Source organism: Comamonadaceae bacterium OTU4NAUVB1, from assembly GCA_024372625.1.
In the GTDB taxonomy this organism is placed as follows: Bacteria; Pseudomonadota; Gammaproteobacteria; order Burkholderiales; family Burkholderiaceae_C; genus Variovorax.
This window is the reverse complement of the sequence record CP099606.1, coordinates 66,762-89,702: the sequence shown is the minus strand read 5'-3', so window position 1 is coordinate 89,702 and position 22,941 is coordinate 66,762. Positions and strand designations below refer to the sequence as shown.

The 22,941-nt window shown below is 70.2% G+C and carries 21 protein-coding genes; 11 read left to right on the top strand and 10 right to left on the bottom strand.

All coding sequences use genetic code 11. From position 1 onward, the window contains the following. Positions 1-22 precede the first annotated feature (22 nt). The 4 genes from NF681_19290 to NF681_19275 are packed head-to-tail and all read right to left on the bottom strand — an operon-like array spanning position 23 to position 4,014. Positions 23-886, bottom strand: coding sequence for an isocitrate lyase/PEP mutase family protein (locus NF681_19290; GenBank protein ID UST55889.1), 864 nt, complete (start codon positions 884-886; stop codon positions 23-25). Between the two features lie 4 nt (positions 887-890). Beyond that, positions 891-1,880, bottom strand: coding sequence for a tripartite tricarboxylate transporter substrate binding protein (locus tag NF681_19285; GenBank protein ID UST55888.1), 990 nt, complete (start codon positions 1,878-1,880; stop codon positions 891-893). Further along, complete coding sequence (locus NF681_19280) at positions 1,877-2,818, bottom strand: hydroxymethylglutaryl-CoA lyase (GenBank protein ID UST55887.1); 942 nt, start codon at positions 2,816-2,818, stop codon at positions 1,877-1,879. The genes NF681_19285 and NF681_19280 overlap by 4 nt, the downstream gene beginning before the upstream one ends. Beyond that, entirely contained in the window at positions 2,815-4,014 is a 1,200-nt protein-coding gene (locus tag NF681_19275; protein UST55886.1) for a CoA transferase, read from the bottom strand. The genes NF681_19280 and NF681_19275 overlap by 4 nt, the downstream gene beginning before the upstream one ends. A 236-nt stretch (positions 4,015-4,250) precedes the next feature. On the opposite strand from NF681_19275, the gene prpR reads away from it, so the two are divergent. Then, entirely contained in the window at positions 4,251-6,131 is a 1,881-nt protein-coding gene (gene prpR / locus NF681_19270) for a propionate catabolism operon regulatory protein PrpR (GenBank protein UST56014.1), read from the top strand. Between the two features lie 54 nt (positions 6,132-6,185). After that, positions 6,186-6,980, top strand: coding sequence for an SDR family oxidoreductase (locus NF681_19265; GenBank protein ID UST55885.1), 795 nt, complete (start codon positions 6,186-6,188; stop codon positions 6,978-6,980). Positions 6,981-7,032: 52 nt separating this feature from the next. Here the strand turns inward: NF681_19265 and NF681_19260 are convergent, their stop codons facing one another. The 3 genes from NF681_19260 to NF681_19250 form a co-directional block, all read right to left on the bottom strand. Next, on the bottom strand, positions 7,033-7,779 hold the full coding sequence (locus NF681_19260) for a hypothetical protein (protein ID UST55884.1): 747 nt from the start codon (positions 7,777-7,779) through the stop codon (positions 7,033-7,035). A 267-nt stretch (positions 7,780-8,046) separates the two neighbouring features. After that, positions 8,047-9,051, bottom strand: coding sequence for a tripartite tricarboxylate transporter substrate binding protein (locus tag NF681_19255; protein ID UST55883.1), 1,005 nt, complete (start codon positions 9,049-9,051; stop codon positions 8,047-8,049). A 47-nt stretch (positions 9,052-9,098) separates the two neighbouring features. After that, positions 9,099-10,214: an aryl-sulfate sulfotransferase gene (locus NF681_19250; protein ID UST56004.1), complete on the bottom strand. Its 1,116-nt coding sequence runs from the start codon at positions 10,212-10,214 to the stop codon at positions 9,099-9,101. A 128-nt stretch (positions 10,215-10,342) separates the two neighbouring features. On the opposite strand from NF681_19250, the gene NF681_19245 reads away from it, so the two are divergent. Beyond that, positions 10,343-11,293, top strand: coding sequence for a LysR family transcriptional regulator (locus NF681_19245; protein ID UST56003.1), 951 nt, complete (start codon positions 10,343-10,345; stop codon positions 11,291-11,293). A 106-nt stretch (positions 11,294-11,399) separates the two neighbouring features. Here the strand turns inward: NF681_19245 and NF681_19240 are convergent, their stop codons facing one another. From NF681_19240 to NF681_19230, 3 genes are read right to left on the bottom strand one after another with little or no spacing between them, the layout of a single operon-like run. Then, on the bottom strand, positions 11,400-12,599 hold the full coding sequence (locus tag NF681_19240) for an amidohydrolase family protein (GenBank protein UST56002.1): 1,200 nt from the start codon (positions 12,597-12,599) through the stop codon (positions 11,400-11,402). Beyond that, complete coding sequence (locus tag NF681_19235) at positions 12,545-13,300, bottom strand: TetR family transcriptional regulator (GenBank protein UST56013.1); 756 nt, start codon at positions 13,298-13,300, stop codon at positions 12,545-12,547. The genes NF681_19240 and NF681_19235 overlap by 55 nt, the downstream gene beginning before the upstream one ends. A 10-nt stretch (positions 13,301-13,310) precedes the next feature. After that, positions 13,311-14,084: a ferredoxin--NADP reductase gene (locus NF681_19230; protein UST56001.1), complete on the bottom strand. Its 774-nt coding sequence runs from the start codon at positions 14,082-14,084 to the stop codon at positions 13,311-13,313. 235 nt (positions 14,085-14,319) lie between these two features. Here NF681_19230 and NF681_19225 point away from each other — a divergent pair, with 235 nt between their 5' ends. Genes NF681_19225 through NF681_19190 form a run of 8 tightly spaced genes read left to right on the top strand, consistent with a single transcriptional unit; the run spans position 14,320 to position 22,863 of the window. Further along, on the top strand, positions 14,320-15,930 hold the full coding sequence (locus tag NF681_19225; protein ID UST56000.1) for a 6-hydroxynicotinate reductase: 1,611 nt from the start codon (positions 14,320-14,322) through the stop codon (positions 15,928-15,930). Positions 15,931-15,933: 3 nt separating this feature from the next. Further along, a complete protein-coding gene (locus NF681_19220; GenBank protein UST55999.1) occupies positions 15,934-16,863 on the top strand; it encodes a UPF0280 family protein in 930 nt (309 codons plus the stop codon). Between the two features lie 12 nt (positions 16,864-16,875). Then, the gene (locus NF681_19215; GenBank protein ID UST55998.1) at positions 16,876-17,529 is read left to right on the top strand and encodes an amino acid synthesis family protein; all 654 of its coding nucleotides are present in this window, start codon (positions 16,876-16,878) and stop codon (positions 17,527-17,529) included. Between the two features lie 26 nt (positions 17,530-17,555). Then, positions 17,556-18,140 carry an amino acid synthesis family protein gene (locus NF681_19210; protein ID UST55997.1) on the top strand — a complete coding sequence of 195 codons (585 nt, stop codon included), beginning with the start codon at positions 17,556-17,558 and terminating at the stop codon, positions 18,138-18,140. A 55-nt stretch (positions 18,141-18,195) separates the two neighbouring features. Continuing rightward, the gene (locus NF681_19205) at positions 18,196-19,401 is read left to right on the top strand and encodes an ABC transporter substrate-binding protein (GenBank protein ID UST55996.1); all 1,206 of its coding nucleotides are present in this window, start codon (positions 18,196-18,198) and stop codon (positions 19,399-19,401) included. Positions 19,402-19,433: 32 nt separating this feature from the next. Next, positions 19,434-21,326: an ABC transporter permease gene (locus tag NF681_19200; protein ID UST55995.1), complete on the top strand. Its 1,893-nt coding sequence runs from the start codon at positions 19,434-19,436 to the stop codon at positions 21,324-21,326. After that, positions 21,323-22,132, top strand: a complete 810-nt coding sequence (locus tag NF681_19195; protein ID UST55994.1) for an ABC transporter ATP-binding protein — start codon at positions 21,323-21,325, stop codon at positions 22,130-22,132. Before NF681_19200 ends, NF681_19195 begins: the two co-directional genes overlap by 4 nt. Beyond that, positions 22,129-22,863: an ABC transporter ATP-binding protein gene (locus NF681_19190; protein UST55993.1), complete on the top strand. Its 735-nt coding sequence runs from the start codon at positions 22,129-22,131 to the stop codon at positions 22,861-22,863. Before NF681_19195 ends, NF681_19190 begins: the two co-directional genes overlap by 4 nt. Positions 22,864-22,941 lie beyond the last annotated feature (78 nt).

The window sequence follows — 22,941 nt, the reverse complement described above, 5'->3', positions numbered from 1 at the left end:
TTTCTTGTCGAAAGGCGCGCGGTCAACGCGCCCAGCGCCGGTCGAACTCCCAGACCTGCTCGAAGCCGATCAGGCGGCAGAACTCGTCGAAGTCGAACAGCGGCACGTCCGGCGCGCCGCCGACCCCGCCGGCCTTGAGACCGACCAGGGCGCGTTCCATCGCCGCCGCGGCGGCCAGGCTGGTGAGCGACGGGTAGATGGCCAGGGCGAAGCCGATCTCCTCCAGCACCCTGGCCGGCAGGATGGGGGTCTTGCCGCCGTCGGCCATGTTGGCCAGCATCGGCCGGTCGAACGCGGCGCAGGCCCTGCGCATCTCCTCCTCGGACTGCGGCGCCTCGAAGAAAAGGATGTCGGCGCCGGCCTCGGCGTAGGCCTCCAGTCGTCGCATCGCCTCGTCCACGCCGAGCGAGGCGCGCGCGTCCGTGCGGGCGATGATCAGGAAGTTCTCGTCGTCCTCGCGTGCCTCGACGGCCACCTTGATCTTCTCGACCATGTCCCGTGTCGGCACGCAGCGCTTGCCGGGCGTGTGGCCGCATTTCTTGGGGAATTCCTGGTCCTCGAGCTGGATGGCCGTGACGCCGGCCGCTTCGTAGCCGCGCACCGTGTGGTGCACGTTGAGCAGGCCGCCATAGCCGGTGTCGGCGTCCGCGATCACGGCGCCACGGCTCGTCCGCACCAGCGTCGCCATGCGCTCGACCATCTGCGTGTACGTCGCGATGCCGGCGTCGGGCAGGCCGAGGCTGGACGCGGTGAGCCAGTAGCCGGTGCCGTAGACGATGTCGAAACCGACCTTGTTGGCCACCGTGGCGGCGATCATGTCGTGCAGTCCCGGCGCCACGATGAACTCGCCGCGATCGAGCTTGCGCCGGAGGATGGGATCGGCCATGGGGTCACTCCGCCTTGATGCCGCCGCGCTGCGCGACCACGGCCCACTTCCTCGTCTCGCTGGCGAGGAAGCGCTCGAAATCCGCCGGCGGCGTGAGCATGATGTCCGCGCCCTGGTCGTGCATCTGCTTTTGCACCACCGGGTCGGCGGTGACCGTGCGCAGGGCCTGGTTGATCTGCGCGACGATCGTCGCGGGCAGGCCCGCCGGCCCGAACAGTCCATACCAGCTCAGCGACTCGACGCCGTCCAGCCCGGCTTCCTTGAAGGTCATGGCCTCCGGGAACAACGGCATGCGGCGCACGTCCGCGACGCCCACCACGCGCAGCGCGCCGGAGCGCACGTGGGGCAGGGCGGTCAGCACGCTCGTCACCCCCATGGGCAGGTGCCCGCCGATGATGTCGACCATCACCGGGGCGCCTCCCTTGTAGGGCACGCCGGTCAGCTTCAGATGGCCGACCTGGCGCATGAGTTCGGCGGTCAGGCGGGTCTGCCCCTCCGAATAGCCGCAGCCGAGTTCGTCCTGGCGCGCGGCCGCGAGCACGTCGGCCAGCGTCTTGTAGGGCCCCTGGCCCTGCACCACCAGCACGCACGGCGAACTCGCGATGTTGGTGATGGGCGTGAAGGCCTTCACGGTGTCGTAGGGCAGCGATTTCATGAGCACGGGGTTGACCGCGTGCGAGCCCACCACCAGCACCAGGGTGTGGCCGTCGGGCTGGGCGCGGGCGACCGTGCTGGAACCGATCACGCCGTTGGCGCCGGTGCGGTTGTCCACGATCACCGACTGGCCCCACAGCGCCGACAGGTGCTGCGCCATGAGGCGACCCACGATGTCGGTGCCACCGCCGGCGGAGTAGGGCACCACCAGGGTGACCGGCTTGACGGGGAAGGACGCGCCCAGCGCGGACGCGGGGTCGATGGTGCCGATGGCGGCCAGTGCCGCGAGGCCACCGAGGAGCCGGCGGCGGTTGGGATGAAGGTCGCGACACGTGGTCATGAAAGTCTCCGTCGTGGGGTCTGGGAATCCTGATCGCGCTGGCGGCGCAGCCAGGTGACGGCGTGGCCACCGAGCGGTCGACGCAACGCCTCCTGCGCGAAATCCACCGCGTCCAGCAGGCCCGTCAGGGAGATCCCGGTGGACAGGCCGCTGCGCTCGGCCATCAGCACGAGGTCCTCGGTGGCGACGTTGCCGGCCGCGCCGGGCGCGAACGGGCAGCCGCCGATGCCGCCGACGCTGGCGTCGAAGCGCCGCACCCCGGCCTCGATCGCCGCCCACGCATTGGCTACGGCCAGGCCGCGCGTGTCGTGAAAGTGCACGGCGAGTCGCTCGACCGGCACCGCGTCGCGCAAGGCGGCGAAGCGCGCCTTGACCTGTCCCGGCGAGGCCGAGCCGATGGTGTCGGCGACGACGACCTCGTCGGCCCCGGCGGCGTGCATGCGCGCGGCCAGCCGCACCACCACGTCCAGCGGCGTCTCGCCCTCGAACGGGCAGTCGAAGGCGACGGCCACGTAGGCGCGGGTGCGCAGCCCGTCGGCGCGCGCGGTGGCCAGGGTCTGCTCGCACACCGCGAGCGCCTGGTCCAGCCCCATGTTGATGTTCCGGCGGTTCATGGTCTCGGTGGCCGAGAGCACGACCGCGATCTCCCGGGCGCCCGCCGCGCGCGCGCGCTCGAGCCCCTTGAGGTTGGGCACGAGCACGGACGTGCGCAATTCCGGAAACCCGGCCGCCACGCGCGGCAGCAGGTCTGCCGCGTCCGCCATCTGCGGCACCGCCCTGGGTGACACGAAGCTGGTCGCCTCGACGCTGCGCAGCCCGGCCGCGGCGAGCAGCGCGATCAGCCGCAGCTTGTCGTCGGTGCCCACGAGGACGGCCTGGTTCTGCAGGCCGTCGCGCGGCGCGACGTCGGTGATGTGGAGCGCATCGCCGGCGTTCATGCGATGGCGCCCTCGGCATGCAGCGCGTCCAGCCGTTCCGGCGGGTAGCCGTCCAGGGCGCCGAGCACGCTGCGCGTGTCTTCGCCCAGCGCCGGTGGACGGGTGTAGACGGTGGCCTCGGCCCGGCCCGACAGCTTGATCGGATTGCCGGGCATGCGCACGCGCTCGCCGCTGCGCAGGGCGATCTCCACCACCATCTCGCGCGCCAGCACCTGCGGGTCGTTCAGTGCCTGATGGAAATCGTTGACCGGCGCGCAGGGAATGCGGGCCTCGCGCAGGCGTTCGAGCCAGTGCGCGGTCGCGTGCCGGCGCAGCGCGTCGCCGATCAGGGCGTCGATCTCGGCCTTGGCCGCGAAGCGCACCGGCTGCTGCCGGTACGCCGGGTCGCGCAGCGCCGGCAGGTCGATGAACTCGACGAAGCGTTCGAAGAAGGGGTCGCCGATGCACGCGATGATCACGTGGCCGTCCGCCGTCGGATAGCTGTTGTAGGGCACGTGCACGAAATGCCCGTTGCCGATGCCTTGCGGCACGCGGCCCGAGAGCAGGTGCATCGTGGCCATGTAGTTGAGCAGCGAGATCTGGGCGTCCAGCATCGAGATGTCGACGTGCTGGCCCCGGCCCGTGCGCTCGCGCTCGACCAGCGCGGCGAGCACCCCCATCGCGCCGAACATGCCGCCGCCGAGGTCGCCGATCGGAATGCCGCTGCGCGTCGGTCCGGTCTCCGGCGTCCCGGTGATCGACATCCCGCCGCCCATCGCCTGCACCACCTGATCGAAGGCCGGGCGTTGCGTGTGCGGGCCGGTCTGGCCGAAGCCGGTGACCGAGCAGGTGACGATGCGCGGATTGACGCGGGCGAGCGAGGCGTGGTCGATGCCCAGGCGTCCGGTCACGCCGACGCTGAAATTGTCGAACACGACGTCGGCGACGCGCACCAGGTCCAGGAAGACGGCCAGGCCGGTGGCGGTCTTGAGGTCGATGCACACGCTGTGCTTGTTGCGGTTGAGGGTGAGGTAGTACGCCCCCATGCCGTCGCGCGAATGCTCGGGATCGTGCTCGAGCAGGCGGCGGGTGCCTTCCCCGCTGCCCGGGGGCTCGACCTTGATCGTGCGCGCGCCGAGGTCGGCCAGCAGCATGGTGCCGTAGGGGCCCGACAGCATGTGCGTGAGGTCCAGGACGGTGATGTGTTCGAGGGCCATGGGCGTTGTCTCCACAAGATTCGATGCCATGACATCGCAGGACACGTGCCAAACGCCGCGACACGGCCAAGTCATTGATCCGTAAGGAAAATCGATTTCCTGGCCACCCTTCGGACGTTTCATTGAAACGTTCTTGCGACGCATCCGTGTTTCAATGACGCATCGTGATCGAACCCGTCGCCCCGCCCCCATCCGCCCCGCCGTCGCGCCCGGGCGAACTGCCACGGCTGTGCTTCATGAGCTACCGCCGCATCCGCGAATTCGCCCTGCCGGTGGTGGCCGAGTACGCGGGACGCGCGCGCATCGAGGTCGTGGACGGCACGTTCGGCGACGCCTTGGCGCTGGCGCGCGATCGCCTCGCGCGCGGCGAGGTCGACGCCTTCGTGAGCGCCGGCTCCAACGCCAGCATCCTGCGGGCGGGGCTCGAGGCACCGGTGGCGACGATCCTGCTGAGCGGCTTCGACCTGCTCCAGGCGCTGATCCGGGCGCGGCGCCTCGCCAACCGGGTGGGGGTCGTGATGTACGGACAGACCATTCCGGAGCTCGACGAGGTGAAGGAACTGCTCAACATCGAGGTGACGCAATACGCCTACCGCACGCCCGAGGACGCCCGCCAGCGCTTCGAGCGCCTGCGCCACGACGGCTTCGAGGTGATCGTCGGCTCGAGCCTGGTGGTGGAACTGGCCGAGCAGGCCGGTCTGCAGGGGTTGCTGGCCTATTCGCTCGCCAGCGTGCGCAAGGGCTTCGAGGACGCGATCGAACTCGCCCGCGTGGCGAGGCTCGAGGCGGGACGCTACGAGCAGCTCAACGGGGTGCTGCACAACCTGCAGGAGGCGGTGCTGGCCGTCGACCGCGACGACCGCGTCATCGCCGTCAATCCGCCCATGCAGCAACTGCTCGGCCCGGCGCACGCGCAGCTCCTCGGCCGGTCGCTCGCGGCGATCGAGCCCGAACTCTCGCTGCAGCCGACGCTGGACGACGGCCGGGTCGAGCGCGGCGTGGTGCAGCGTTTCGCCGGACGCGACTGGGTCGTGAACCGCACGCCGATCCGCGAGCGCGGGGGGATCGTCGGTGCCGCCCTGACGCTCTACGACGCCCGCTCCATCCAGGAGGCGGACACCCGCCTGCGGATCCAGCAGCGTCGGCGCCAGGGCACCGCGCGCCACCGTTTCGGCGAACTGGTCGGCGCGAGCCCGGTGTTCCTGCGCGCGGTGCGGACCGCCCGGCGTTACGCGCGCACGGACCTCACGGTGCTGATCATGGGCGAGAGCGGTGTCGGCAAGGAACTCTTCGCCCAATCGATCCACAACGAGAGCGCACGGGCGGGCCGGCCGTTCGTGGCGGTCAATTGCGCCTCCTTCGCCGAGTCGCTGCTGGAGAGCGAGTTGTTCGGCCACGAGGAAGGCGCCTTCACCGGCGCGCGTCGCGGCGGCAGACCCGGCCTGTTCGAGACCGCCCACACCGGCACGCTGTTCCTCGACGAGATCGGCGACATGCCGATGCCGCTGCAGACGCGGCTGCTGCGGGTGCTGCAGGAGCGCGAGATCACCCGGCTCGGCGCGACCGCGGCCATTCCGGTCGACGTGCGAGTGATCGCGGCCACCCACCGGTCGCTGGCCGACCTGATCGCGCAGCGGCGCTTCCGCCAGGACCTCTTCTACCGCCTCAACACGCTGCGCCTGCCGCTGCCGGCCCTGCGCGAGCGGCCCGAAGACATCGTGCCCCTGGCGCAACGGCTGCTTGGCGCATGCCTGCGGCGGCTGGACTGCGGTCTCGACCCGGTGCGCGCCCTGGCGCCATTGCAGGCGCGCATACTCGCTCACGCCTGGCCGGGCAACGTGCGCGAGCTGGAGAACCTCAGCGAGCGCATCGCGGTGTTCCTGGTCCAGTTCGACCGGCTGGAGGACGTGCCCCATGACGACCTGCTGCAGGAGCTGCCGGAACTCTCGGCGCCCGGCGCGCCCGGCGCGCCCGACGCACCCGGGGCGGGGCGTCTGAGCGCGGCGCGCGTGAACGCCGCGCTGGCGGCCGGGCAGGGCAATCGCCTGGTCGCGGCGCGCCAGCTCGGGGTGAGCCGTTCGACGCTGTGGCGCTGGATGCGCGACCATGGCGGCTAGGCGGTCGCCCGCGGCGGCCGGTTTCCTCCACGCATCCCACCCACTTCACTCGTCATGGACCTGCAACTCAAGAATCGACACGTGCTCATCACCGGCGGCAGCAAGGGGATCGGCCTCGCCTGCGCCCGGGCGTTTCTCGAAGAGGGCGCGAACGTCACGCTGGTGGCCCGCGACGCGGCGCGCCTGCAGGCCGAGTGCGGCCGGCTGCGGGACGCGTTTCCGGCCTCGCGCGTCCAGGCGGTCGCCGCCGACCTGACGCGGGCGGACGACGCGGCCGCCGCGGTGACGCGGGCGGAAGTGGATTTCGGGCCCCTCGACGTCCTGGTCAATTCGGCCGGCGCCGCCCGACGCACCGCACCGGACGAATTGACGCCCCAGCACTGGCACGACGGCATGGACGCCAAATATTTCACCTACATCCACGTCATCGACCCCGTCGTCAAGGCCATGGCCGCGCGCGGTCGGGGGGCGATCCTCAACATCGTCGGGATGGGCGGCAAGATGGCCACGCCGACGCACCTCGCCGGCGGTGCCGCCAACGCGGCCCTGATGCTCGCGAGCGTCGGGCTGGCGGCGGCCTACGGCGGCCGGGGCGTGCGGGTCAACGCCCTCAATCCGGGCATCACCCGGACCGACCGCATGGACGAGGGGCTGGCCGCCGAGGCCCGCCGGACCGGCGCCACCAAGGAGGAGGTCCTGGCCCGCACCAGCGAGCGCCTGCCGCTGGGCCGTCCGGCGACCCCGGAGGAGATCGCCGATGCGGCGGTGTTCCTCTGCTCGCCCCGCGCGAGCTACATCTCGGGTGCCGTGCTGTCGATAGACGGTGCGGCGACGCCGGTCGTGGTGTAGCCGCGGGGACGGCCGGCGGCCGGGGGCCCGCCCGTGGTCGCGACCCGTTTGCTCAGTTGGCGATCCGGTCGCGCCGGGCGTCGTCCCTGCGGCCTTCCGCGCGCACGGCGTCGCAGTGCGGGTGACCCGCGTAGGCCGCCTTCGAACAGTGGTTCGCTTCGCAGCGCGCGGCGAACGCGAAGAACAGGTGCTCGCATCCCACGCGCGGATCGTCCGGTGCGTCGACGGACGCCGGCGGAAGCACGGCGGCGCTCGGGCGGGCCCGCGAGGGGACCGGCGGTGGCGGGTTCGGCGCGCTGGGAGACGGGTTCCGCTCGATGGCCGTGCCCGTCGGCTTGCCGCCGGGCCGGCGGGTCCTGACGGAGTGCTCGTCCACGGCGGCGGGCGCGGCGGTCGGTGGCGCCTCCATCGGCGCCGTTGCCGTCACGGCCGTTCGCGCGCCGTCGTCGATGGGCGCGTCCGCCGGCGAGCCGGCCGGCGCCCGGGTGTCGGGCTCCGCCGTGTACGGCGGCGGAGGCGCGTGCCAGAGGGTGGCCATGACCGTGCCCGAGACGGCGAGCATCGCGCCGGCCAGCCAGCGGCGCCGCCGGGCGCGGCGACGGGCGCGTTCGTCCAGCGGCCCCGGCGGGTTCGTGGCGCGCGCGCCGGGCTCCCGGCGCCGCTTCCAGCCCGACACGTCCAGCGTCGAGAGCATCGACGGGCCGTTCGCCACGAACGCCTGGAGGCGGCGGGCGCAACCGCCACAGAACATCGCCCGGTCCCGGTTGGCCGCGTGGCAGGTGTCGCAGAGTACGGTCATGAGGCGGTCGGCTGGAAGGTACCGGGCCCGCTCGATCCAGCGGGTCGATGGGCGATCGAAGCCGGTCCTGCGGCGCCGCCGCCGTGCGCGCGGCGTCACGGGCGATCGACCGCCGGACCGGTCGCCGAGTGTAGGCAGGGGCCCGTGCGCCGTCTGTGAACGAATCCTCGAAGCGCCTTCCCGCGCGCGGAAAGGCCGCCGGCGGGTCGCCTCCTGCCGGTCCCACGCGACCCGGCGCGACGCGCCGGGCCGGCCGGCCCGCCGGCCTCAGTCGACCTTGATCCCGGCCGAGGTGACGATGCGGGCCAGTTCGCGGCGCTCGTCGGCCAGGTAGGCCGCGAACTGCGCGGGCGTCATCGACATCGGCTTGAAGCCGGCCTCGGCGAGGCGGCGCACCGTGGCCGGCTCCGCCAGCACCGCCGACATCTCGCGCGCCAGCCGCTCCACGATCGCCGGATCGGTCTTCGCCGGCACCAGCAGGCCCTGCCACGCCTCGACGTCCAGCGCCTTGAACTCGGCCGTCTCCGACAGGCTCGGCACGTCCGGCAGCGTCGCCCAGCGCTGGCGCGAGGTCACGCCGTAGCCGCGGACCTTGCCGTCGCGGACGAACGCCTGCACCAGCGCGACCGGCAGCACCGCCAGGTCGATCTGCCCGCCGGCGAGTTCGGTCAGCACCTGCGGCCCCGACTTGTAGGGCACGTGCACCATGTCCAGCCCGGCCTGCTGCTTGATCATCTCCGCCGTCACGTGCAGGCCGGTGCCGACGCCGTCGGTGCCGAAGTTGAGCTTGCCCGGCTGGCTGCGCGCGAGCCGGACGAGGTCGGCCGCCGTGCGTGCCGGCAGGTCGGGCCGGCCCACGAGCACGAAGGGCGACGCGGCCACCGGAACGACGGGCACCAGTTCCTTCAGTGCGTCGTACCGGTAGACGTTGGGCGAGACCAGCGGCGCGACGCTGACCGGACTGGCGACGCCGAAGAGCAGGGTGTAGCCGTCGGGCCGCGCGCGGATGACGCGCTGCGTCGCGATCGTGCCGGAGGCGCCGACGGTGTTCTCGATCACGACGCCCTGGTGCAGCCGCTCGGCCAGCCGGGGCATGAGGATGCGCGCGGCCACGTCGACGCTGCCGCCCGCGGAGAACGGCACGACGGCGGTGATCGGCTCGGCGGGCCAGGCGGCCGGCTGCGCGAAGGCCGCCAGCGGCAGCGCCAGCAGGAGCGCGAGCGTGGCGCGGCGCCGGCGCGGGGAGGGTGCGGGAAGGAGGGCTGTGGACATGGGGACACCGATCGGGGGAAGCGTGGAGGAAGGCGCGGCCGGTCGCCTCAGGCGCCCAGCCACGGCAGCTGCGACGCCTGGTAGCGCCAGGTCTGGAACACGCTGTTGAGGCGGCCGGGGCCGGTCTTGCGGGCGGCCGCGTCGGGGTATTCGGCGAACCACGGCAGGATGTATTCCCAGACCACCTCGCCTTCGGGATTGACCTCGAACAGGCGGCCGGTGGCCGACTCGGTTACGTGCGTGTTGCCGTTCCACAGGCGCTGGGCGTTGCCCATGAAGGCGGTGAAGAACGCGTTGACCATCTCGTCGGCGTACGACCAGACGACCGCCTGCGTCTTCGGGTCGATCTCGACCACGCGCGAGAACGGCACGTGGCTGCCGGTGCGGAAGTTGCCGTTGTCGAAGGCGAGGATGTGACCGTTGGCCAGCGCCATCGGCGCGTGCTGGTGCGACACCACGCTCGGCGGGATGTGCAGCGTCACGTCGCCGCTCGCCCGGTCCACGCCGATGATGCCGGCCGTGGTGCGCAGGCTCATCAGCACGCGGCCTTCGCCGTCGATGTCCAGGCCGTTGACCAGCGGCCAATGGTAGCGGCCGAAGCCCGGGTGGATCGGGAAGTCGGCCGGCGCGAGGTGCTCCCAGGACTTCCATTCCCAGACCAGCTCGCCGGCCCGGTTCACCTCGCGGATCACGTCGCCGTACATGGTCTCGTCCGGGCCGTGCGCCGTGCCGCCGGGCACGCGCTCGGCGAAGCCGGCCGGCACCGGGGCGCAGGCCGCGTAGAGCAGGTGGCCGTTGGCGAGCCACTTGGCGTCGTGGTGGTGGGCCGGGTCCTCGTGGTGCCAGACCACCTCGCCCTCGGGCGTCACTTCGGAGAAATCCCCGCCGTGCCACATCGACCAGGCCGGGTAGAGGTCCGGCGAGTTCGCGTGGTTGCCGTTGTAGGCCATGTTGCCGTTGGGCAGGATGACCGCGTGGCGGCCGGCGCGCAGCGGCATCTTCCAGTGATGCACCACCTCGCCGTCCATCGCGACGAGGTAGACGTTGCCGTCGGCCGTCTGCGGCGCGATCAGCGTGTAGCCGCCGGCCGAGGCCGCCGGGTCGTGGGCGATGAGGCCGACGCCGCGCCGGCGTTGGGTGATCTGGTCGACGGTGGTGGTCATGACGCGCTCCTGGGTGGGACGGCCGCACGGTTGCGGCCGTCGATGAACGTCGAATCTAGGCGCTTGTCGGCGTCTGGAAAACATGATTTTTTCGAACGCCGCGTTCGCAAAATCCGTACAGTGCGCGGATGGCCGCCATTTCCCAGTCCTTCCGCTGCTTCGACGAGGTCGCGCGACGCGGCTCGATCCGCAAGGCCGCCGACGCGCTCCACCTGACGGCCGCCGCGGTGCACCAGCAGATCCTCAACCTGGAGGAGCAGGTGGGCACGCCGCTGTTCGACCGGCTGCCCCGGGGCATGCAGCTCACCAGCGCCGGCGAGATCGTCGTGGCCGCGGTGCGCCGCAGCCAGCGCGACTTCGACAGCGCGCTGTCGCACGTCGAGGACCTGCGCGCGCTGCGCCGGGGGCACGTCAGCCTGGCGGTGTCGCACTCCTCGGCCGAGCAGCTGGTGCCCGACGTCATCCGGGTCGCGGTGGCGCGCTACCCCGGCGTGACCTACGGCGTGCGCTCGGGCAGTGGCGAGAACATCCTGAAGTGGGTGGCCAACGGCGAGGCCGACATCGGTTTCTGCCTGCGCCGCAAGCCGCCGCCGGGCGTGGAGGAGGTGCGGCGCTTTCCGCAGCAGCTGGGCGTGATCACGCCACCCGGACACGCGCTCACGGCACTGGGACGCGTGCCACGGCTGCGCGACTGCCTGGACCACCCGCTGATCCTCATGACACCCGACACCGAACTGCGCGCGATGGTCGACCAGATCGACCACCGCGAACATCGCAAGGCGCGCCCCATGGTCGAGACCAGCTCGGTCGCGATGGTGCGGCGCCTGGTGCGCAGCGGCGTCGGCATCGGCTTCCTCATCCCCGAGAACGTGGCCGAGGACGTCGCGGCCGGCGTGCTGGCGTGGCAGGGCCTGGCCGACACCGGCGCCTGGTCCCACGACTGCCTGTACCAGCGCAGCGGCCAGAGCACGACGGTCGCCATGGGCATGTTCCTGGAATTCCTGGAAGCGCAGCTGGGGGTCATCAGCCAGCAGTTCGAAGGCGCGGGCGCGGGCGCGACCCGGCCACGGCCGTCCTGAGGGTCGTCGACACGGCGCCCGGCGTCGTCCGGCGCGGTGCGGGAGCGCCCCTTCGCCGACCATCGGCGCACGGGTCGACGACCGCGCACCGTCACGACGTCGTCGGCTAGCGTGTCGCCGCGACCACTACGGGCACTTCGGTCGCGGGCGGCGTGTTGCGGCTGCGGCCGCAGCGGACCAGCCCGTCGATCATCACCATCCCGACGCCGGGAATGTCGCCCAGCGCCACGCTTTCGAGCAACCCGGCGGCCGGCGAATGCTGGGCACGGTCCATGAAGACGAAGTCGGCGTCGCGGCCGACCTCGATCAGCCCGCAGTTGAGCGCCCGGATGCGCGCCGTGTTGCCGGTCGCGAAGCAGAACACCTGCTCCGGCGGGATGTCCGCGAACGCCGAGATGAACGCCACCATGCGCAGGATGCCCAGCGGCTGCACGCCGGAGCCCGCCGGGCCGTCGGTGCCCAGGATCACGCGGTGCGGGCATTTGAGCTCGATCGCCGCGCGGGCGGCGGCGATGGCCGTCTTCTCGTTGCCGTTGTGCACGATCTCGATCGCGCGGGACGATTTCTCGCACAGCTCGCAGACGTGCGCCTCGGGCAGCGAGGTATGGCCGCCGTTGATGTGGCCGATGATGTCGGCGTCGGCTTCGAGCACCACGTCCTTGTCGATCAGGCCGGAACCCGGAATGGACGGCCCGCCGGTGTGGATCGTGCTCTGGATGCCGTGCTTGCGCGCCCAGCCCACCATCTCCTTGGCCTCGTAGCCGGCCTTCACCGAGCCCAGGCCGACCTCGCCCAGCAGGCGCACGCCCGCGTCGGCCAGTTCCTTGAAATCGCTCTCGACCATGCCCTTCTCGATCACCGGCGCGCCGGCCAGCACCTTCACGCCACTCGGGCGGAAGTTGTCGTAGGCGCGCTGCGCGGTGATGGCCAGCGCCTTCAGGCCGACGATGTCCTTCGGACGGCCGGGCAGGTGCACTTCGCCGGCTGAGATCATCGTCGTCACGCCGCCGTTCATCGTCGAATCGATCCAGCCGAGCTGGCTCTGGCGCGGCGTCCAGTCGCCGAAGACCGGATGCACGTGGCTGTCGATGAGGCCCGGCGCGACGCAGGTCCGGCGGCAATCGACGACGGTCTTCGCACCTTCGGTGTCGCAGTCCTTCTCCTTGCCGACCGCGACGATCAGCCCGTCCTGCACGACGATGGTGTCGGCGTCCAGGATGGGTCGGTCGATGTCGCCCGAGAGCAGCAGTCCTATGTTGCGGATGACGACCTTGCCCGACTTTTCGCCGGCTGCGATTTCTGCCATGTGATGTCCTCGTGGGTGGATGTTTCTGGATGCGGTTGGTCGGCGCGCACCGTGCGCAGCACCGTCTCGATCACGAAATCCTGCCAGTGCGCGACGGCTTCGGGCGACGCCATCGGCTCGCCGAGAAAGGCCGTGAGCGTGTGGCGGTTGGCCGTGTAGAAGTAGCCGGTCGCGGCGATCAGCAGGTAGACATCGCGTGCGACCAGCGTGCTGCGGAACAGGCCCTGGCGTGCGCCGCTGCGCAGGATGTCCGCGACGATCGTCACGGCCTGCGACGAGTACTGGCGCGCCCGCAGCGACTTCGAGATGTGCCGGCCCTGGTGCAGGTTTTCGGTGTTCAGGAGCGTGACGAACTCGGGGTTCTTGCGGTAGTAGCCGAGCACGAAGCGGATCACCGTCGTCAGGGCCTCGAGCGGCTCGGCGACGTCGATGGCCAGCGCGGCCTCGGCATCGTCCATGCGCTGGTAGATGCCTTCGAGCACCGCGATGAACAGGCCTTCCTTGCTGCCGAAGTAGTAATAGATCATCCGGTCGACCGAATTCGCGGCCTTCGAGATCTTCTCGACGCTGCCGCCGTCGTAGCCGTACTTCGCGAACACCTTGGTGGCCGCCTTGAGGATGGCGTCGCGCGTGGCCTGCGCGGACGCCTCGCGCACGCCGGTCTTGCGTTGGGGCTTGGCGGCGGTGCGGCTGGCCACGATCAGACGCGGCTCATTTTTCGGCGAAGGCGCGCTCGACGACGAAGTCGCCGGGGGTGGAGGTGTTGCCTTCCTTGAACCCCTTGGCTTCGAGCATGTGCTTCAGGTCGACCAGCATGCCGGGGCTGCCGCACAGCATCACGCGGTCCTCGGCGGGGTCGATGGGCGGCAGGCCGAGGTCGTCGGTGAGCTTGCCGCTCTCGACCAGTTCGGTGATGCGGCCCATGTTGCGGAAATCCTCGCGCGTCACGGTCGGGTAGTAGAGCAACTGGTTGGCGATCGTCTCGCCGAGCAGTTCGTGCCTGGGCAGGTGATCGGTCACCAGGTCGTGATAGGCCAGCTCGTCGATCTGGCGCACGCCATGCACCAGGATGACCTTCTCGAACTTCTCGTAGGTCTCGGGGTCGCGGATGATGCTCATGAATGGTGCGAGCCCGGTCCCGGTGCCGAACAGGTACAGGCGCTTGCCGGGCAGGGTGTAGTCGATCAGCAGCGTGCCCGTGGGTTTGCGCCCGACGATGACGGTGTCGCCGACCTGGATGTGCTGCAGCCGCGAGGTCAGCGGGCCGTCGTCGACCTTGATGCTCAGGAACTCGAGGTATTCCTCGTAGTTGGCGCTGGCGATGCTGTAGGCGCGCAGCAGCGGCTTGTCGTTGACCTTCAGGCCGATCATCGTGAAATGGCCGTTGGAGAAGCGCAGCGACGGGTCGCGCGTGGTGGTGAACGTGAACAGGCGGTCGGTCCAGTGATGGACGGAAAGAACTCGCTCTTCGTTGAATGCACTCATGGACGACTCGCAGGAAAAAGGACCGTGAGGGAAATGTCCCGCACTGGGAAAACACCCATGCAAGCATCGGGCCGCGCCGCTACATTGCAGGCATCCGATGTAGTGAACACCACATGAACGTGGAGCGGATGCTACACACCTGACAATTCGCGCACAAGGGCGATGCTGGCATGTTCGTTGCAGGCGTCTGGTGTGCCGCGAGGTGCGATGAACCGATGGGCCACGACGAACCACGATGACCGAACACACCAAGACCGACGGATTGCCAGCGATGGACCTGCCGCCGAACGCCGACATCGGCCTCGGCAAGGCACCGCCGCGCAACGACCGCATGAGCGTCGCCAAGGTCGAGTGCAATGCCTGCCCGGTGCTCTGCCAGATCTCGGACGGGCGCACCGGCGCCTGCGACCGCTATGCGAACCGCGACGGTGTGCTGGTGCGCGTCGACCCGGTCGTGCTGCTGCGCCGCGAGCTCGCCGCCGATGAACCGGCGCTGGTGCCGTTCCTGCGCGCCGGCGGCGAGGAGGCGCGCGACGGCGACGCGCCGGCCTGGCGCGGCGACCTGCTGCATGCCGACGGGGTCTTCGTCACCGGCGTCGGTTCGTCCACCACCTATCCCGACTACAAGCCCGCGCCGTTCATCGTCGGCTCGCAGGCCCGGGGTGTCGACATGGTCACCGTCGTCACCGAAGGCATCTTCAGCTACTGCAGCTTCAAGGTGAAGATCGACACCGACCGCTTCCTCGGCGCCGAACAGGCCAACGTGCGCTACCGCGGCGAGGTCGTCGGCCACGTGACCACGGCCGAATACGGCTCGCAGATGCTGTCGCTCGGCGGCGTGCACCACCTCACCGGCGGCAGCAAGAAGGAAGGCCGCATGACGGTCGAGCTGATGCAGAAGCTTGGCAACAAGCAGCCGGTCGAATGCACCATCGACGGCGGCGCGAACCTGGTCGTGCAGGCCGGCCGCGCGCCGATCGTCAACGGCGTCGAGGAGCAGCGCATGCGCGTGGGCTGCGGTTCGGCGGCGGTCGGCATCTTCGCGCGGCAGTTCGCGGGCGTGGCCGACGAGGTGGTGGTGGTCGATGACCACATCACCGGCGTGCTGACCGAGCACCAGGCCGGCCGCTGCCTGGACATGCCGCCCTCGGGCATCCACATGCATGGGCGCAAGTCGACGCCGGGCCGCTACTTCCAGGTCGCCAATCCGGGTGACGGCTGGGGCGGCACCGACATCGCCGATCCGCTGTCGATCATCGAAAGCTGGGAAGAGGGTGTCGCCCGGCCCGGCCTGCGCCTGCTGATGACATCGACCACCGGCGAGCATGCGCAGTGGTACGTGCTGGACGAAGCGCTGCGCCCGGTCGAGCAGCCGATGCCCGAGGAGGTGCGCCGCATCGTCGAGCGCATCGGCGAGAACTGCGAGCCGTCGCTGTGCAGCGTGCTGTTCCTCGGCGGTGCCGGGGGCAGCCTGCGCGCCGGCGTCACCGAGAATCCGGTGCTGCTCACGCGCGCCATCAAGCGCGCGCTGGTCAACGTGACCTGTGGCGGCGCGCCGGCCTACGTGTGGCCCGGTGGCGGCATCACGGTGATGGCCGACGTCATGCGCATGCCCGACAACAGCTTCGGCACCGTGCCGACGCCGGCCATCGTCGCGCCGATCGAGTTCAGCATGCGGCTGTCCGACTACGCCGCGCTGGGCGGCCACGTCGACCATGTGTTCCCGCTCGCGCAGGCGCTCGCACGCGGCGCCTGGCAGGACGACGGCGCACCGCTCGCATTGCGGTGGCAGCGTGCCGACGATGCCAATCCGTGGCCGCTCGGCCAACCGCCGATGCTGGGCTGATCCATGCGCGCGCAACGCACGCTCCTCGGCGATGGACGCTGGCACTTCAGCCACGGTCCGATCGACGTGCTGATCTCGGCGGAAGGTGACGCCGATGCCGTGGCCGATGCGCACCGCGACGCGTGGCGGTGCTTCGACGGCGTGCTCGACGCGCTGGTCGGCGAACTCGCGCTGCTGCGTCGACCGGTGACGGCGGACGGATCGGCATGCCATGCATTGCATGGGCCGGTCGCGCGCCGCATGTGGCATGCCTGCGCACCGTTCGCGAGCGCGCAGTTCATCACGCCGATGGCGGCGGTGGCCGGCGCGGTGGCGCAGGAGCTCGTGGCCTGCTACGAACGTCCCGGCGTCGAACGCGCCTGGATCAACAACGGTGGCGACATCGCGCTGCACCTCGCGCCCGGACGTTCGGCGCGCGTCGGACTGTTCGCCGACCTCGCGCGCTTCGACATCGGCAGCGGCGCGCCGCTCGACACCGATGCGCAATTCACCGTCGATGCGGCGCAGCCGGTGCGCGGCATCGCGACCAGCGGCTGGCGCGGCCGCAGTTTCTCGCTCGGCATCGCCGACAGCGTCACGGTGCTGGCCGCAACCGCCGCGCAGGCCGATGCCGCCGCCACCGTGATCGCCAATGCGGTGAACACCGACGACGCGGCGATCGTTCGCCGCCCCGCGAGCGAATGCAAGGATGACAGTGACCTCGGCGACCTGCCGGTGACGCGCGACGTTCCATCGCTCTCGCCCGGCGCGGTGCACGATGCGCTCGATGCGGGCGCCGCCTGCGCGCGCGCGCTGCAGCGCGCCGGCCACGTGTGGGCCGTGGCGCTGGTGTGCCAGGGCCGGTGGCGACGGGTCGAGCCACCGTCGGCGTGTACCTTCGCCATCGGCGCGGCGCCGATCCACCCGACCGCCCATGCGGCCTGTTTTGCCTGAGGTTCAATTCCCATGATCGACATACGACGCGTCTTCACGCATGTGGAGCACATCCATCACGAATTCGGTCCGCGCGCCGAGACGCCGCTGGTGCGCGGCGCCATCGGCGCGGTGCTGACCAACCCGTTCGCCGGGCGCTACGAACCCGACATCCTGCCGATGATGACGTTGCTCGACGCGGTCGGGGTCGACATGGCACGCCGCCTGCACGCGGCGATTGACGTGCCGCTCGAACGCATCGCCGGCTACGGCAAGGGCGCCATCGTCGGCGCGGCCGGCGAACTGGAGCACGGCGCGCTGTGGCACGTGCCCGGCGGCTACGCGATGCGCGAGTTGCTCGGCTGGAAGGGCGACCGGGCGGCCTATGCGCAAGGCAAGGGCGAGGCCAAGACCGGCCAGGCCGAGAACCAGCCCGGCAATGCCCTGTCGATCGTGCCATCGACCAAGAAGGTCGGCCCGCCCGGCGCCGCGCTCGACGTGCCGATGACCAACATCAACGCCAGCTACGTGCGCGGCCAGTTCGACGCCATCGAAGTGCGCGTGCCCGGCGCGCCCGCCGCCGACGAGATCGTCTTCATCCTCGCGATGAGCACCGGCTACCGCGTGCATGCGCGCGTCGGCGGGCTGCTCGCCGAGAACATTTCGAAGTGGGACGGCCTGCGCTGAATCCCCGACAAGAAGGAACCGACACCATGCCAGCCAACATCCGCAAACTCATCGTCCAGGTCGACGAGGTCCGCAAGGAAATGGGCCAGACCATCGAGCCGCCGGCGCGCCGCGCCGTCGCCATCGCCGTCATCGACAACCCGTACGCGGGCCGCTACAGCGAGAACCTCGACGCGCTGATCGCCATCGGCGAGGAGCTCGGCGCGCTGCTCGGGCAGAAGGCGGTCGCGGCGCTCGGCATCGCGCCGGCCGAGGCGCAGAGCTACGGCAAGGCCGCGATCGTCGGCGAGAACGGCGAGCTCGAGCATGCGGCGGCGATCCTGCACCCGAAGCTCGGCGCGCCCTTGCGCACGGCGGTGGAGAAGGGCGCGGCGCTGGTGCCGTCGGCCAAGAAGCGCGGCACGCTCGGGACCGCCATCGACGTGCCGCTCGGCCACAAGGACGCGGCCTTCGTGCGCAGCCATTTCGACGCGATCGAAGCGCGCGTGTCCGATGCGCCGCGCGCCAACGAGATCGTCGTCGCGGTCGCGGTGACCGACAGCGGACGTCCGCTGGCGCGCATCGGCGGCCTGCAGCATGGCGCGGTCAAGGGTGAAGACGGGCTGCGTTGAGCGTCCGCAACATCGTCCTTTCAATCCAGTCCCAGCAATTCCAAGGAGTTTGTCGATGAATCCCATGCGTCACGTCTTCACCGCCGCCGCGGTCGCCTCGCTCGCTGTCGTGCTCGTCCCCGCGCACGCGCAGGGCACGATCAAGATCGGCGAGATCAACAGCTACAAGGCGCAGCCCGCGTTCCTCGAGCCCTACAAGAAGGGCATGGAGCTCGCGGTCGTGGAGATCAACGCCAAGGGCGGCATCGACGGCCGGAAGGTCGAGCTGATCACGCGCGACGACAACGCCAACCCGGGCGATGCCGTGCGCGTGGCCGAGGAGCTGGTGTCGCGCGAGAAGATCGACGTGCTGACCGGCACGTTCCTGTCCAACACCGGGCTGGCCGTGGCCGACTTCGCCAAGCAGAAGAAGTTCTTCTTCCTGGCCGGCGAACCGCTGACCGACAAGCTGACCTGGCAGGGCGGCAACGCCTACACCTACCGCCTGCGTCCGGGCACCTACATGCAGGCTGCGATGCTGGTGCCCGAAGCCGTCAAGCTCAAGGCGAAGCGCTGGGCGGTCGTGTACCCCAACTACGAGTACGGCCAGTCGGCCGCCGCGGCCTTCAAGACGCTGCTGAAGGCCGCGCAACCCGACGTGGAATTCGTCGCCGAGCAGGCGCCGCCGCTGGGCAAGGTCGATGCCGGCAGCGTCGCGCAGGCGCTGGCCGATGCCAAGCCCGACGCGATCTTCAACGTGCTGTTCGGCGCCGACCTGTCGAAGTTCGTGCGCGAGGGCAACACGCGCGGCCTGTTCAAGGACCGCGCGGTGGTCAGCGTGCTGACCGGCGAGCCCGAATACCTCGACCCGCTCAAGGACGAGACGCCCAACGGATGGATCGTCACCGGCTACCCGTGGTACGGCATCCAGACGCCCGAGCACAAGGCCTTCTTCCTCGCGTATCAAGGCAAATACAAGGACTATCCGCGCCTCGGCTCGGTCGTCGGCTACGCGATGATCAAGTCGGCGGCAGCGGGCATCGCCAAGGCGAAGAGCACCGACAGCGCGAAGCTGGCCGAAGCGTTCAAGGGTCTGCAGGTCGACACCCCGTTCGGCCGCATCACCTACCGCGCCGAAGACCATCAGTCGACGATGGGCGCCTTCGTCGGGAAGACGAAGAACGACAACGGCCGCGGCGTGATGGTCGACTACACGTACTTCGACGGCGCGAAGTTCCAGCCATCGCCCGCCGACGTGAAGAAGTCGCGCAGCGCGGATTGACCGTTCGCCAGCCTCACGCGGACCCAGCCACCATGAGTTTTTCCGGTTTCATCGTCCAGCTGCTCAACGGGCTGGCCGGTGCCTCTTCGCTGTTCCTCGTGGCGGCGGGGTTGTCGCTGATCTTCGGTGTCACGCGCATCGTCAACTTCGCGCACGGCTCGTTCTTCATGGTGGGCATCTACCTGGCGTACACGCTGGTCGAGAAGCTCGGCACCGGTCTGGGTTTCTGGCCCGCACTGGTGCTCGCGGCGGTCGGGGTGGGCGTGCTCGGCGCGTTGATCGAGGTGGTGCTGCTGCGGCGCATCTACAAGGCGCCCGAGCTGTTCCAGCTGCTCGCGACCTTCGCGCTGGTGCTGGTCATCAAGGACGCGGTGCTGTGGCTCTGGGGGCCGGACGAGCTGCTCGGCCCGCGCGCGCCGGGGCTGTCGGGCTCGGTGCAGATCCTCGGGCGCCAGTTTCCGAGCTACGACCTGTTCCTGATCGTCGTCGGCCCGGTCGTGCTGGCGCTGGTCTGGCTGCTGCTCACGCGCACGCGCTTCGGCACGCTGGTGCGCGCCGCGACGCAGGACCGCGAGATGGTCAGCGCGCTGGGCATCAACCAGGCCTGGCTCTTCACGGCGGTGTTCGGACTCGGCGCGCTGCTGGCCGGGCTCGGCGGCGCGCTGCAGCTGCCGCGCGAGCCGGCCACGCTGGAGATGGATCTGAACACCATCGGCTCGGCCTTCGTGGTGGTGGTGGTCGGCGGCATGGGCTCGATTCCCGGCGCCTACGCGGCCGCATTGCTGATCGCGGAGATCAAGGCGATCTGCATCTGGCTCGGCGTGGTGGAGGTCTTCGGTTACAGCGTGTCGTTCTCCAAGCTGACCCTGGTGGTCGACTTCCTGGTGATGGCGATCGTGCTGGTCTGGCGTCCGTGGGGCCTGTTCGGCAAGCCGCAGGCGCCGAGCCGCCACGTGGGCATGCAGGAGGAACCGCTGCGCCGTGCCGGCAAGCCGTACCTGATCGCCGCCGCCGTGTTCGGCCTGGTGCTGGTGGCGATGCCGCTGCTCACGGCCGGCTCGCCCTACACCACGGTGCTGATGATCGACCTGCTGATCGCCACGCTGTTCGCGGCCAGCCTGCACTTCATCATGGGACCGGCCGGCATGCATTCGTTCGGCCATGCCGCCTACTTCGGGCTCGGTGCGTACGGGGCCGCGCTGCTGGTGCGGGCGAGCGGCCTGCCGATGGAAGCCGCGCTGGTGCTCGCCCCGCTGGTGGCGGCCCTCGGCGCCTTCGTCTACGGCTGGTTCGCGGTGCGGCTGTCGGGCGTCTACCTCGCGATGCTCACGCTGGCCTTCGCGCAGATCACCTGGGCGATCACCTACCAGTGGGATGCCTTCACGGGCGGCAGCAACGGGCTGACCGGGGTCTGGCCGGCGGAGTGGCTGTCGGACAAGCGGATCTATTACTGGCTCACGCTGGCGCTGGTCGGCGCGGGCGTGCTGTGGCTGCGCCGCGTGCTGTTCTCGCCGTTCGGCTATGCGCTGCGCGCGGGCCGCGATTCGGTGCTGCGTGCCGACGCGATCGGCATCGACGTGAAGCGCATGCAGTGGGCGGCCTTCGTGATCGCCGGCACGGCGGCCGGGATGGCGGGTGCGCTGTATGCGTTCTCCAAAGGCAGCATCTCGCCGGAGAGCATGAGCGTGGGCAAGTCGGTCGACGGCCTGGTGATGGTGCTCCTGGGTGGCATCCAGACGCTGGCCGGGCCCGTCGTCGGCGCGGTGACCTTCACGTGGCTGCACGACACGGTGGCGCGCAACACCGACTACTGGCGCGCGATGCTCGGCGGAATCATCCTGCTGCTGGTGCTGCTGTTCCCGCAGGGGATCGCGGGGTCCGTCAAGCTGATGGCCGAGCGCCTGCGTGTCGGAGTGAAATCATGAGCCTGCTCAAAGTCCACAACCTGGGCAAATCGTTCGGCGGCGTGAAGGCCGTGGACGGCATCACCTTCGACCTCGCGGCCGGTGAACTGCTGGCGCTGATCGGGCCCAACGGCGCGGGCAAGTCGACGACCTTCAACATGGTCAACGGGCAGCTCAAGGCCGACCAGGGCTCGATCCTCCTCGACGGCCAGGAACTCGTCGGCCGCAGGCCGCGCGAGATCTGGCGCCAGGGCGTGGGCCGCACCTTCCAGATCGCCGAGACCTTCGCCTCGCTGACCGTGATCGAGAACGTGCAGATGGCGCTGCTCTCGCACGACGGCAAGCTGTTCTCGACCTGGCACCGCGCCGCCGACCATCGGCGCGACGACGCGCTCGCGCTGCTCGACCAGGTCGGCATGAAGGCGCAGGCCGATCGGCCCTGCAGCGTGTTGGCTTATGGCGACGTGAAGCGCGTCGAACTCGCCATCGCGATGGCCAACAGCCCGAAGCTGCTGCTCATGGACGAACCCACCGCCGGCATGGCGCCGAAGGAGCGCAATTCGCTCATGGCGCTGACCAAGCAGCTGGTCATCGACCGCGGCATGGCGGTGCTCTTCACCGAGCACAGCATGGACGTGGTGTTCGCCTATGCCGATCGCATGATCGTGCTGGCGCGCGGACGACTCATCGCACAGGGCAAGCCGCTGGAGATCCGCGACGACCCGAAGGTGCAGGAGGTCTATTTCGGCAGCGGAAAGACCTTCGAGAAGATCGCGCGGAAGGCGGCGCAGGTGAATGCGGCCGTGAACCTGGAAGCGTCCTCATGAGCGCGCAGGGCACATTGCTCGACGCGAAGGGCCTGTGCGCCTGGTACGGCGCGGCGCAGATCCTCTACGACGTCGACCTGAAGGTGCAGCGCGGCGAGGTCGTCGCGCTGATGGGCCGCAACGGCGCCGGAAAGTCGACCACGCTCAAGGCGCTGATCGGCATGTTGACGAAGCGGCGCGGCGCGGTGCACTTCATGGGCCAGGACATCTCCAGGAGCGAGCCGCACGTCGCGGGCCGACTCGGCCTGGGCTTCGTGCCGGAAGACCGGCGGGTGTTCACCGACCTGACGGTGATGGAGAACCTCGAGGTCGGCAGGCAACCCGCACGGCGCTGGAGCGACGGCACCGACGCGCCGGTGTGGACCACCGAGCGGCTGTTCAAGCTCTTCCCCAACCTCGGCGAGATGCCGCAGCGCCCCGGCGGGCGCATGAGCGGGGGCGAGCAGCAGATGCTGACCGTGGCGCGCACGCTGATGGGCAACCCGTACCTGGTGCTGCTCGACGAGCCGTCCGAGGGCGTGGCTCCCGTCATCGTCGAGCAGATGGCCAACATGATCCTCGAGCTCAAGGCGCAGGGCGTGAGCATCCTGCTGTCGGAGCAGAACATGCACTTCGCCGAGCTGGTCTCCGACCGGGCCTACGTGCTGGAGAAGGGCCAGATCCGCTACCAGGCGTCGATGGCCGACCTCGCGGCCAACGACGAGGTTCGCCGGGCCTATCTCTCCGTCTGACATCACCACGGACGAGGACGTTGCCATGCATCGCAGAACCCTCCTTCGCGCCGGCGTCGCGCTCGGTCCGGCCGCACC

Coding starts and splice junctions, on each gene's coding strand:
- prpR (UST56014.1), top strand. CDS start 4,251: ATGAGCTACCGCCGCATCCGCGAATTCGCCCTGCCGGTGGTGGCCGAG.
- NF681_19195 (UST55994.1), top strand. CDS start 21,323: ATGAGCCTGCTCAAAGTCCACAACCTGGGCAAATCGTTCGGCGGCGTG.
- NF681_19285 (UST55888.1), bottom strand. CDS start 1,880: ATGACCACGTGTCGCGACCTTCATCCCAACCGCCGCCGGCTCCTCGGT.
- NF681_19230 (UST56001.1), bottom strand. CDS start 14,084: ATGAGTGCATTCAACGAAGAGCGAGTTCTTTCCGTCCATCACTGGACC.
- NF681_19240 (UST56002.1), bottom strand. CDS start 12,599: ATGGCAGAAATCGCAGCCGGCGAAAAGTCGGGCAAGGTCGTCATCCGC.
- NF681_19260 (UST55884.1), bottom strand. CDS start 7,779: ATGACCGTACTCTGCGACACCTGCCACGCGGCCAACCGGGACCGGGCG.
- NF681_19200 (UST55995.1), top strand. CDS start 19,434: ATGAGTTTTTCCGGTTTCATCGTCCAGCTGCTCAACGGGCTGGCCGGT.
- NF681_19205 (UST55996.1), top strand. CDS start 18,196: ATGAATCCCATGCGTCACGTCTTCACCGCCGCCGCGGTCGCCTCGCTC.
- NF681_19290 (UST55889.1), bottom strand. CDS start 886: ATGGCCGATCCCATCCTCCGGCGCAAGCTCGATCGCGGCGAGTTCATC.
- NF681_19280 (UST55887.1), bottom strand. CDS start 2,818: ATGAACGCCGGCGATGCGCTCCACATCACCGACGTCGCGCCGCGCGAC.
- NF681_19225 (UST56000.1), top strand. CDS start 14,320: ATGACCGAACACACCAAGACCGACGGATTGCCAGCGATGGACCTGCCG.
- NF681_19255 (UST55883.1), bottom strand. CDS start 9,051: ATGTCCACAGCCCTCCTTCCCGCACCCTCCCCGCGCCGGCGCCGCGCC.
- NF681_19220 (UST55999.1), top strand. CDS start 15,934: ATGCGCGCGCAACGCACGCTCCTCGGCGATGGACGCTGGCACTTCAGC.
- NF681_19190 (UST55993.1), top strand. CDS start 22,129: ATGAGCGCGCAGGGCACATTGCTCGACGCGAAGGGCCTGTGCGCCTGG.
- NF681_19210 (UST55997.1), top strand. CDS start 17,556: ATGCCAGCCAACATCCGCAAACTCATCGTCCAGGTCGACGAGGTCCGC.
- NF681_19275 (UST55886.1), bottom strand. CDS start 4,014: ATGGCCCTCGAACACATCACCGTCCTGGACCTCACGCACATGCTGTCG.
- NF681_19265 (UST55885.1), top strand. CDS start 6,186: ATGGACCTGCAACTCAAGAATCGACACGTGCTCATCACCGGCGGCAGC.
- NF681_19245 (UST56003.1), top strand. CDS start 10,343: ATGGCCGCCATTTCCCAGTCCTTCCGCTGCTTCGACGAGGTCGCGCGA.
- NF681_19215 (UST55998.1), top strand. CDS start 16,876: ATGATCGACATACGACGCGTCTTCACGCATGTGGAGCACATCCATCAC.
- NF681_19250 (UST56004.1), bottom strand. CDS start 10,214: ATGACCACCACCGTCGACCAGATCACCCAACGCCGGCGCGGCGTCGGC.